Below are 9,774 nucleotides of genomic sequence, written 5' to 3'. Positions count from 1 at the left end.
GTCGTGGCCATCCCGGCGCTGGTAGACCTGCCTCCGCACAAGCTGGGCGTGCTCGGCGCGGTGTTCACGAGCTGGAAGGTCGTGCTGGCGCACCCCGCCCCCATGGCGCTCTGGGCCGCCCTCCTCCTCGCATTGACGCTGCTGGGCATGGCCACCGCGCTGCTGGGCCTGATCCTCGTCGTGCCTTGGCTGGGCCACGCGAGCTGGCACGCCTACCGCGACCTTGTCACCCGCCGGGACTGAACCATGTGGGGCTACACCGAAGCCGAGATCGCGCAGTTCGGCCTGACCTTCGGGGTTGGCGCCTTCATGCTCTACATGGTGTTCATCATCCTGCAGCTGGCGCGCGAGTCCAAGGCGGGTCGCTTCGGCACCTTCGTGCTGCTGCTGGGCCTGGGCTTCGGCCTTGTCGGCTTCGCGGCCAAGGGCGTCATCAAGTACTTCCTGTCCGGAGCCATCGGATGAAGCCGCCCTCTGCGGCAAGCCGCACCTTGAAGCACAGCCATTTCGAGGACGCCCAGGCCCTGCTCACCGGCACGCTGTTCGCCGCGCTGGTGCCGCTGGATCGCATCGGCCTGTCGCTGCTGGGCATGGCGGCCATCAACGCGGCCCTGGCCATCAACCACCGACCCGGCCGCTACGTGGCGACCTGAGCGTCACGCCAGATCACCGGCAAGGCTGGCCAGTGTCTCGGGCGTGATCTGCACGTGTGCGGGGTAGTGGGTGTGATCGCAGCCGAGCTTCACGCTCGCGCCCGCCTTGAGCGCCTGCCGCATGGCCGGTGTGAGCTCGAAGCGCACGAAGTGCACGGCCGAGGTCTTCTCGTCGTTCTCGCGGTCCAGGTCCTCGTCGGCGATGGCATAGACGCGCGGCTGGCCCTCCACCTCGATGAACATCCGGTCCTCCACGCCGATCAGCCGCGCCAGCTCCCGCTTGCGTTCGTTGGGGTCGGGATATTCGATGAGGAGCGTCCCCTTCCAGTTCGTGCCGTCGGGCACCAGCGGCGCATAGGCATCGATCTCACTCTGGATACCCTCTTCCTCGAAGATCTTCTCGATGCGCAGCATCTCCTGGATCTGGTAGCGAATGGTGCGCTCGTCCTCGAACTGCAGGTTCAGGTGCTCGCCCAGCTGCACGCTGCGCAGCCGGCGGTGGGCGACGATTGAACCCTTCTCGGTCTTGCGGAACTTCGCATAGGCCTCCAGCGTCATCAGGCTGTCTTTGGTGATCATGGCAAGCCGTAAGCAGTACGCATCAAGGTCAGTGGGTGAGCCAGGGCCTTGGCCGGCGTGCCGGCCTGCGCCATGCCCTGGGCGATGTGGTGGCCGGCCAGCGCACAGTCGCTGGCGATGAAGTCGGGCTCGTCCTTGGCCATGGCCTTGAACACCGGCTTGCCGATCTTCATCGCGACCGGGTGAGTGGGCGTCTTCACGCCATAGGTGCCCGCATGGCCCGAACAGCGCTCGACGGTGTTGAGCTTGACCTCCACGCTCCGGCCGATCAGCCTGAACATTTCCTCGGTCTTGCGGCCGATCTTCTGCACCCGGCCGTGGCAGGGTACGTGGTATGACACCCTGCCCAGGGCTTGCTTGAAATCGGTCCGCAGCAAGCCGTCCTTGTGGCGGGCGACGAGGTATTCGAACGGGTCCCACATCGCGTCCTGCACAAGCCTCACCGCCTTTTCCTCAGGAAACATCAGCGGCAGCTCCTGCTTGAACATCAGCGTGCAGCTTGGGATGGCCGACAGGATGGCAAAGCCGTCCTTGGCATAGGGCGCCAGCGTGGCGATGTTGGCCGTCTTGTGCTTCTCCACCGTGGCCAGGTCGCCGAGCTCCAGCTTGGGCATGCCGCAGCAGGCTTCCTTTTCGACGAGGACATAGGGAATGGCGTTGTGCTCCAGCACCTTGAGCAGGTCAAAGCCGATGCCGGGCTCGTTGTAGTTGACGTAGCAGGTCGAGAAGATGGCCACCTTGCCCGGCGTGCGCTCGCCGTTGGTGACGACTTGCGTCTGCGCCTTGGGCGCGCTCCAGCGAAAGCGCTGCGTCGCCAGCGCCGGCAGCCAGGCATCAGGGTGCACGCCCAACTGCTTGTCCATCAGCTTGCGCGCGAACTTCGTGCGGTTCACGGCGTTGGCAACCTGCACAACGATGGGAATGCCGGCGAACTGGCCGTGCACGTCGGTGGAGGCCAGGAACTTCTCGCCGCCGCCGACCTCGCCCTTGCCGAATTTGATCGCCTTGGCACGCAGCATGGTGTGCGGGAAGTCGACATTCCACGGGTGCGGCGGCACATAGGGGCACTTGGTCATGTAGCAGAGGTCGCACAGATAACACTGGTCGACGACCTTCCAGAAATCCCGCTTGTCCACGCCATCCAACTCGCCGGTCTTGCCCTCGTCGATGAGATCGAACAGCGTCGGGAAGCTCTGGCACAGCGACACGCAGCGCCGGCAGCCGTGGCAGATGTCGAAGATGCGCTCCATCTCGTGGAGGCATGCCGCCTCGTCGTTGAACTCGGCGCTCTTCCAGTCGAGGGCGTGGCGAGTCGGCGCCTCGAGATTGCCTTCCCTGATGCTCATCGCGGCTCCTGGCCAAGAGGACGGCGGCCGCTGGATTCAGCGGCCGCTCGGTGGACCGCTCAGTCGACCAGCGCGTCCAACGCCTTCTGATACCGGTTGGCATGGGACCGCTCGGCCTTGGCGAGCGTCTCGAACCAGTCGGCAATCTCGTCGAAGCCCTCGTCACGCGCTGTTCGGGCCATGCCTGGGTACATGTCGGTGTACTCGTGTGTTTCACCGGCGACGGCGGCCGCCAGGTTCTGGCGGCTGCTGCCAATCGGCAGCCCGGTGGCGGGGTCGCCCACGGCCTCCAGGAACTCGAGATGGCCATGGGCATGGCCCGTCTCGCCTTCGGCCGTCGAGCGGAACAATGCCGCCACGTCGTTCTGCCCTTCGATGTCCGCCTTGTTGGCGAAGTAGAGGTAGCGGCGGTTGGCCTGGGATTCGCCGGCAAAGGCGTCCTTCAGGTGCTGCTCGGTCTTGGAACCTTTCAAGCTCATCGCAGTCTCCGTGGGGTGGGAGACGGCGACGCTACTCCTGTGCGGCCACGCCCAGCCAATGGATAGCTTCAATGCACCTCATAGCAGGCCGCTATACCAGCGCAAACCGAGCAGCTGGCGCGCGAGTTGATGGGAGCGGCCCTGGGGGTCGGCCAGATCGTGCAGCACGGTGAAATGGTTGCAGCCTGGCAACTCTTCGCAGACCGGTACTGYGCGTGCGCCCCAGGCCTGGCGGATCAGCTGGTTCTGGCGCCGGTACTCCTCACTCTCCAGGGCACCGACGACGGCGAACAGCGTCTGCGGCGAGCGCGGCGGCGGAAAGTGGATGGGGCTCAGCCGGCGCACGCTGGCCGCATCCAGCTGAAGATCGGTCTGCAGAAAGGGCACGCGGCGCAGCGGCGCCAGGTCGTGCAGGCCCGACACCGACATTGCGCCCTGCACAAGGCGCCGCGGCAGGTCCTTGCCGACACGCTTCCAATCGCAGCAGCTCAGCATCGCCGCCAGATGACCACCGGCCGAATGGCCGACGAGGACGATGCGGCTGGGGTCGCCGCCATGCTCTGCCGCGTGCCGCCAGGCCCACGCCACGGCTGAAGTGAGCTGCATCGCAATGCGATCGATGCCGACGCCAGGGCAGAGGTCGTAGTTCGGCACGACGACGAGGGCTCCTTCGTCCGTGAAGCCTGCGGCCAGGAAGGAATAGTCCGACTTGTCCAGGGACCGCCAGTAGCCGCCATGGATGACGACGAGAACCGGCGCGAAACCGCCGGCAAACGCCGGGTCGGGCGTGAAGACGTCCAGCGTCTGCTTGGGATCAGGCCCGTAGCGCAGGTTCAGATGGCAGCTAGAGCGCTCGCGCACCAGCGCAGACGCCTGGGCCCAGCGCCCGAGGATGTCGGCACTGTCGGCCACACGCTGGCGGTTGTTGTACTGGGCCTCGAACCAGGCCGTCGGCTTGCGGGGCGTCATGGGCGAAGACGATAGCAGCCGGCCAAGATCCTCCAGCCAGGGCTATACTTTTTCGGTCGCGTGGGGGGGTAGCTCAGCTGGGAGAGCGCCGCGTTCGCAATGCGGAGGTCGGGAGTTCGATCCTCCTCCTCTCCACCAACCGATCATCCTGAACAGTGCCACGTGCGACTTTAAGCATTGGCTTGCAGCCGCTGCAGGGCTTATGTTTACGGTGCAGTCTGCAGTGACCCTGTCCCAGGTTCCAATGCCTCCAGTCACATCGCCCCCGTCCGGAAGGTACGTTGCCTCGCCGCATGACCTCGGATTCGCCTTCACTTAGGCGTTCTGGGCCTGCGCGGCCTGCCGAATTGAGTCAGCCAACGAGGCCACTCCCTGCATGATTCTCCCGGCAGATTCTGTGACGAATGACAGCCTCATTGCGTTGCACAAAGGATCAGCCGCGTAGAACGCGGCGCCTGGCACGAAGCTCACACCGCGTTCGACTGCAAGCGGCAGCAACTTCGCGGTGTCCAAACCACTTGCCAAGGTCAACCAGCAAAACATTCCTCCGGTTGGAGTACTCCACGAAGCAAGGCCACGCATATGGGCCTGAAGAGCATCCACCATGGCATCACGCCCTTGCCGGTATTTCGCGCGAACCTCCGTCAGATGCTTTTCGAGAATGCCCCTTCCCAACAAGTCAGCCACCACATGTTGCGCGAATGTCCCGCTGTGCAAGTCTGCGGCTTGCTTGGCTTGAACCAGCTTGCCGTAGACGGCGGTTGGAGCAACTGCGTAGCCGAGCCGCAGTCCAGGCGCGAGAATTTTTGAGAATGACCCTAAATAGACAGTTCCCTCTGGCCAATGAGCAGCGATGGGCTCCGCCGGAGGCTGTTCGAACCAAAGATCACCGTAGGGATCATCTTCAACCAGTGGCAATCCAAGGGATTGGGCCTGATCGGCAATCTGTGCGCGCCGTGCCTTGGAAATGCAGCGCCCTGTAGGGTTCTGAAAATTGGGCAGGAGATAAAGCGCCCGGGCATCACCCACGTCTCGCAGACTCCCTGGCATAGGCCCGAATTCGTCACACCGAACCTCCACGGTGTCCGCCTCGTAGGGTGCAAACGCCTGCAGCGCTCCCAGGTAGGTTGGCGACTCAACCGCTACCTTGGTGCCCCTTTCGAGAAGAACTTTGCCAACGAGATCCAGCCCTTGCTGCGACCCACTGGTGATCAGCACCTGATCAGCACTAACCGTCAGACCTTGTTGCCTCATTCGCTCAGCGACCCATTCGCGCAGCACGAGCAGGCCCTCTGTGGTGGTGTACTGCAGGGCCATGTGAGAAGACTGCGAGAGCACCCTTTGGCACGACTCCCGAATTTCCTCAGTCGGAAAGCTGCCGGGCGAGGGCAAGCCGCCGCCCAGCGAGACAAGGCCAGGGCGCCCCATCAACTTCATGAGCTCTCGAATCATCGAGGGGGACAACTGGCCCGTACGCCGGGCGTACTTGAAAGGATTGGTGATCATGGCAGGCGCTGCGCGACTCTTTTCATCGCAGTGTTCATCGGTCTTGTCGGCCAGCTGGAGCCGGCCGCGTGAAATATCCGGGCCAGGCCGTCGTCGCTGGAAGATGAGCCCCTGCGGAAGCTCGAGCTCTGCACCGGAAGAACTGCTACTCGACCAGGCCGAGATCATCGAGAGACGTTCAATGGTGACTGCGTCCTCAACTGCATGCCTCGCGCGCATGGCTCTTGCGGTCGTGGAAGATGAATCCAATGCTATTGAGCAGGAGCTGTGCTGCCAGGATCGACGTGGTTCCAGCGGGGTCGTAAGCGGGCGCAACTTCCACCAAATCCATGCCAACGATGTTCCCGTTGCTGCGTCGTGAAAGCGCCTGGATGATCTCCAGCACCTCGTAGTAGAGAAAGCCGCCGTGGCTGGGCGTGCCAGTACCTGGTGCGACAGACGGATCGAAGCCGTCGATATCGACGGTGATGTAGTACGAAACGCCCTCAGGAATCTTTGCCAGCACGCCCTCGGATCCCAATCGGCGCACATCCCGAACCGAGAGAATCTGCGAGCCCGCCCTGCGTGCATCGTCGTAGTCGGAACGATTTGATGACGACACGTTGCGGATGCCGATCTGCGTCATCCCGACAACGTGATCCATTTCCGAGGCACGCCGCAGCGGGCTTCCGTGTCCGAATCGCACACCGTGACGTTCGTCTACGAAGTCCAAGTGCGCATCGACGTGCAGGATGTGTATCGGCCCCCGGCCGGCAAAGGCCTTGATTGCCGGCGCATGTACAGAGTGATCGCCCCCCAGCACCACTGGCATCGCCCCCTGCTCAAGCATCTTGCGTACAGCCAACTCAATGTTGGCGTTGCTCTTCGCCATGTCGGTGTGAATGATGTCGGCGTCGCCGACATCGACCATGCGCACCTGCTCCTTGGTCAGATACAGGACGTCGTCCTCGAAGTCGTAGGCGCCAGCATGTCCGAAGGAGAACAACGTCGAGGCCTCACGGATGCCGCGTGGCCCGAATCGCGCGCCTGGGCGCCATTGAGTGCCCATGTCATTGGGAGCCCCAAGTATGGCGACGTCGGCATCGATGTGATTCCAATCGACGCACGCAGGAGACTTGGCAAAGGTGCAGTGCCCAACAAACGGAAGGTTTAGGCGACCGGATTCGTACTCATTTTTGGCCATGAACGTCCTACTGTGTTTGACTCGGCTCGCACGCGTGTCGCGCCGTGGACGGAAATTTGGCCATCGCGCCTGCCTCATGAAAATGAGGAACCAGCGATGCATACATCGGCCGCGGCCGTTGTATTGGCAGGAAGTGGTCAGCAGCGCCACCGTCGCCAGGTGAAAGAGTCAAGATGGCCTGCGGCCGGAAAAACGAGCGGAGCGCCGCTTCGCGCACCAGGGCAACAGCGCAACCCGGGAGATTGCGTCGGTGAGGGACGCACTGGCTACGCTCGATTGCCGTACGGCGCCACGCAAGATCCATTGCCCGGCGTTCGCGTCAACCGCATGAAATTCAATTGACTACCGAGCTGGCGAGCGAAGCCACAAGACCATCGGCGCCGCGCCTCTTGATCACCCCCCCTGTCTGTGCTTTGCCTGGCCTAGCAGCCAAGTGCTGAACTCTCGCACCAGGGTGTCGCCCTGGCGCGAGTGCGGCACCACGAGGTGGTAAGCCTGGCCGGAGAGCACGTGGGCTTCGTCCAGCGCCAGCAGCCGCCCGTCGGCCAACTCAGCCTCGACGAGGACGCGCGGCACCAGCGCCACGCCGAGGCCGGCGGCGGCGGCTTCTGCCACCATGGCGAACTGCTCGAAGTGCGGTCCCTGATGAGCGCGTGGCGCTTCGACCTCGGCGTGCTCGAACCACTCGGCCCACTGCGTGGGCCGCGTCACCTGTTGCAGCAGGCGGCATTGAGCAATGTCGGCGGGACGCTTGAGCGTGTGGCTGCGCTTGAAGGCCGGGCTGCACACGGGGATCAAGGCTTCGACCATGAGTTCCATGCACGTGGCCTGCGGCCAGACCGGCTCGCCGAAGTGGATGGCGAGGTCAAAGGGCTCGGCAGCGAAGTCGAACGGGTGGCTGCGCGCCGCGAAGTTGATGGTCACCTCGGGGTGGGCTTCGGTGAAGCCCGGCAGCCGGGGAATGAGCCAGCGCGTGCCGAATGTCGGCAGCACGGCGATGTTGAGCACGGCCTGCTCCCCGGAGAGGCTCATGATCTTGTGCGTGGCCGCCGACATCGCCTCCAGCGCCTGGCGCAGCTCGGCGGCGTAGAGCCGGCCGGCGTCGGTCAGCACGACGCGCTGGCGCACGCGATGAAAGAGCGCCACCCCCAGGCTCTCCTCCAGGCTGGTAATTTGCCGGGACAACGCGCTTTGCGTGAGGTGCCGCTCCTCGGCCGCGCGCGAAATGCTGGCGTACCGAGCGGCGGCCTCAARGGCCAGCAGGTGATTCATTGGCGGCAAGAGTTGGCGCTTAAACGTCATGCACGGATTGTGAGTTCATTCGATATTGGAATGAACTACTTCGAATTCATCGATGGCGCCGCGGCTGGTTTTTCAGCACAGTCTCAGCCACCATGCCGATGAGCTTCACCCCCGATCAGACCCGTGCCCGCTTCGCCGAAGCGATGTCTCAGACGTACCGCCAGGAGGTGCCGCTGTATGGCCACCTCGTCGATTTGGTGAACGGCATCAATGCTGAACAAGGCACAGAGGGCTCACGCCTGGCCGTCGAGCGCCACGGCGCTATCCGCGTGGGCACGGCAGCAGAGCTGTCCATGATGCGCCGCCTGCTGGCCGTGCTCGGCATGCAGCCAGTGGGCTACTACGACCTGTCGGTGGCCGGCATCCCGGTGCACTCCACGGCCTTCCGTCCGGTGGGCGAGGCATCGCTGGCGCGCAACCCCTTCCGCCTCTTTTGCTCGCTGCTGCGCACCGAGCTGATCGCCTGCCCGCAGGTGCGCCAGCTTGCCGAGAACGCCCTGACCGGCCGCCAGATCTTCACGCCCGGCTGCGTGCGCCTGATCGATCGCTTCGAGGCCCGGGGCGCGCTCTCGGCCGACGAGGCCGAGGAATTCGTCCAAGAGACGCTGCACACCTTCCGCTGGCGCGGTCATGCGACAGTGAGCCAGGCGGTCTACAGCGCCATCAAGGCTCAGCATCCGCTGGCGGCCGACGTGGCCTGCTTCCCCAACCCCCACATCAACCACCTCACCCCGCGCGTGCTGGACATCGACGCCGCGCAAGCCGCCATGCGGGAGCGTGGCCTGCCGGCCAAGGCCGTGATCGAAGGCCCGCCGCGCCGCGCCGTACCCATCCTGCTGCGCCAGACCGCCTTCAGCGCCTTGTGTGAGGACGTGACCTTTGCCGACGGCACCCGAGGCGACCACACCGCCCGCTTTGGCGAAATCGAGCAGCGCGGCTGCGCCCTCACGCCCAAGGGCCGCCAGCTCTACGACAAGCTGTTAGAGCGTGCCCGGCGTTCCGCGCAGCAGCATGGGGCGGTCGAGCCCAAGGCCCTGGCCGAGAACCTCCACCGTGAGTTCGAAGCCTTCCCCGACGACCTGGAGGCCTTGCGCCGAGAGGGCCTGGCCTACTTCCGCTATTCGCTCAGCCCCGAGGCGGGCAAGGTCCGTCTACCCGCCAGCCTGGTAGACATCAATGCACTGGTGAGAGAGGGCTTGCTGCACGTGGAGCCTCTAACCTACGAAGACTTCCTGCCCGTCAGCGCAGCCGGCATCTTCCGCTCCAACTTGGGCGAGCAAGACGGTGGCGTGTTCGCGTCGCATTCCAACCGAGCAGCCTTCGAAGCCGCGCTGGGTGCCAACGTGCTCAACGAGTTTGAGCTCTACCGCGAAGCCGAGGGCGCGTCGCTGGCCAACTGCTTGCGCCAGTTGGCGCGCGCCGCATGACCGGACTGGCTGAGCGCATGCGCGCCGAACTTGGCGAGCGGGCCGTCCTGCTGGATGGGCAAGACCTGGCTCCCTACCTGCAGTCTGCCCGCCACGGCGCGGGCCTGACGCGCGGCGTGATCCGGCCCAGCAGCCTGGCGGCGATCTCATGGACGGTCGCCGAGCTGGTGCGCTCGGGCGAGCCCTTCGTGGTGCAGGGCGCCGCCACCGGCCTCGTGGCCGGCGCCACGCCCAGCCGCGATGGCCGCCAGTGGGTGCTCTCCACTCAGTCCCTGCGTGACCGACTGGAAATCGACCCCTTGAGCCGCAGCGCCGTCGTGTCGGCCGGCC

At 64.7% G+C, this 9,774-nt stretch carries 11 protein-coding genes, 1 tRNA gene and 1 pseudogene; 6 read left to right on the top strand and 7 right to left on the bottom strand.

The window, feature by feature from the left end:
- From ACXJKR_RS15730 to ACXJKR_RS15720, 3 genes and pseudogenes are all read left to right on the top strand, one after another.
- A pseudogene (locus ACXJKR_RS15730) lies at positions 1-243 on the top strand (DUF2189 domain-containing protein); the annotation flags it as partial.
- Positions 244-246: 3 nt separating this feature from the next.
- Positions 247-465 carry a DUF2788 domain-containing protein gene (locus ACXJKR_RS15725; RefSeq protein ID WP_056193383.1) on the top strand — a complete coding sequence of 73 codons (219 nt, stop codon included), beginning with the start codon at positions 247-249 and terminating at the stop codon, positions 463-465.
- Positions 462-653, top strand: a complete 192-nt coding sequence (locus ACXJKR_RS15720; RefSeq protein ID WP_457323618.1) for a hypothetical protein — start codon at positions 462-464, stop codon at positions 651-653. Before ACXJKR_RS15725 ends, ACXJKR_RS15720 begins: the two co-directional genes overlap by 4 nt.
- A 3-nt stretch (positions 654-656) precedes the next feature.
- Here ACXJKR_RS15720 and ACXJKR_RS15715 read toward each other — a convergent pair whose 3' ends face one another.
- The 4 genes from ACXJKR_RS15715 to ACXJKR_RS15700 all read right to left on the bottom strand — a co-directional run bounded on the left by ACXJKR_RS15715 (position 657) and on the right by ACXJKR_RS15700 (position 4,026).
- On the bottom strand, positions 657-1,232 hold the full coding sequence (locus tag ACXJKR_RS15715) for a DUF3501 family protein (RefSeq protein WP_457323617.1): 576 nt from the start codon (positions 1,230-1,232) through the stop codon (positions 657-659).
- Positions 1,229-2,578 carry a (Fe-S)-binding protein gene (locus ACXJKR_RS15710; RefSeq protein ID WP_457323616.1) on the bottom strand — a complete coding sequence of 450 codons (1,350 nt, stop codon included), beginning with the start codon at positions 2,576-2,578 and terminating at the stop codon, positions 1,229-1,231. Before ACXJKR_RS15710 ends, ACXJKR_RS15715 begins: the two co-directional genes overlap by 4 nt.
- A 59-nt stretch (positions 2,579-2,637) precedes the next feature.
- On the bottom strand, positions 2,638-3,057 hold the full coding sequence (locus ACXJKR_RS15705) for a rubrerythrin family protein (RefSeq protein ID WP_056193371.1): 420 nt from the start codon (positions 3,055-3,057) through the stop codon (positions 2,638-2,640).
- Between the two features lie 78 nt (positions 3,058-3,135).
- The gene (locus tag ACXJKR_RS15700) at positions 3,136-4,026 is read right to left on the bottom strand and encodes an alpha/beta hydrolase (RefSeq protein ID WP_457323615.1); all 891 of its coding nucleotides are present in this window, start codon (positions 4,024-4,026) and stop codon (positions 3,136-3,138) included.
- Positions 4,027-4,088: 62 nt separating this feature from the next.
- Between ACXJKR_RS15700 and ACXJKR_RS15695 the strand changes: the two genes are divergently transcribed.
- Positions 4,089-4,164, top strand: a tRNA-Ala gene (locus ACXJKR_RS15695).
- 177 nt (positions 4,165-4,341) lie between these two features.
- Here the strand turns inward: ACXJKR_RS15695 and ACXJKR_RS15690 are convergent.
- The 3 genes from ACXJKR_RS15690 to ACXJKR_RS15680 form a co-directional block, all read right to left on the bottom strand.
- Positions 4,342-5,781 (bottom strand): aminotransferase-like domain-containing protein, encoded by a 1,440-nt coding sequence (locus ACXJKR_RS15690; protein WP_457323614.1) that lies wholly within the window; start codon positions 5,779-5,781, stop codon positions 4,342-4,344.
- A complete protein-coding gene (gene speB, locus ACXJKR_RS15685) occupies positions 5,729-6,715 on the bottom strand; it encodes an agmatinase (RefSeq protein WP_457323613.1) in 987 nt (328 codons plus the stop codon). The genes ACXJKR_RS15690 and speB overlap by 53 nt, the downstream gene beginning before the upstream one ends.
- Positions 6,716-7,108: 393 nt before the next feature.
- Complete coding sequence (locus ACXJKR_RS15680) at positions 7,109-7,987, bottom strand: LysR family transcriptional regulator (protein WP_457323612.1); 879 nt, start codon at positions 7,985-7,987, stop codon at positions 7,109-7,111.
- Between the two features lie 122 nt (positions 7,988-8,109).
- Here ACXJKR_RS15680 and hglS point away from each other — a divergent pair, with 122 nt between their 5' ends.
- Together hglS and ACXJKR_RS15670 are read left to right on the top strand one after the other, a co-directional pair.
- A complete protein-coding gene (gene hglS / locus ACXJKR_RS15675) occupies positions 8,110-9,444 on the top strand; it encodes a 2-oxoadipate dioxygenase/decarboxylase HglS (RefSeq protein WP_457323611.1) in 1,335 nt (444 codons plus the stop codon).
- Positions 9,441-9,774, top strand: a 334-nt coding sequence (locus ACXJKR_RS15670) for an FAD-binding protein (protein ID WP_457323610.1), incomplete at its 3' end; no start/stop codon positions are given. The genes hglS and ACXJKR_RS15670, both read left to right, overlap by 4 nt.

This window comes from Roseateles sp. P5_E11, from assembly GCF_054049355.1.
The sequence above is the reverse complement of the archived record's forward strand: the minus strand, read 5'-3'. Positions and strand labels throughout refer to the sequence as shown.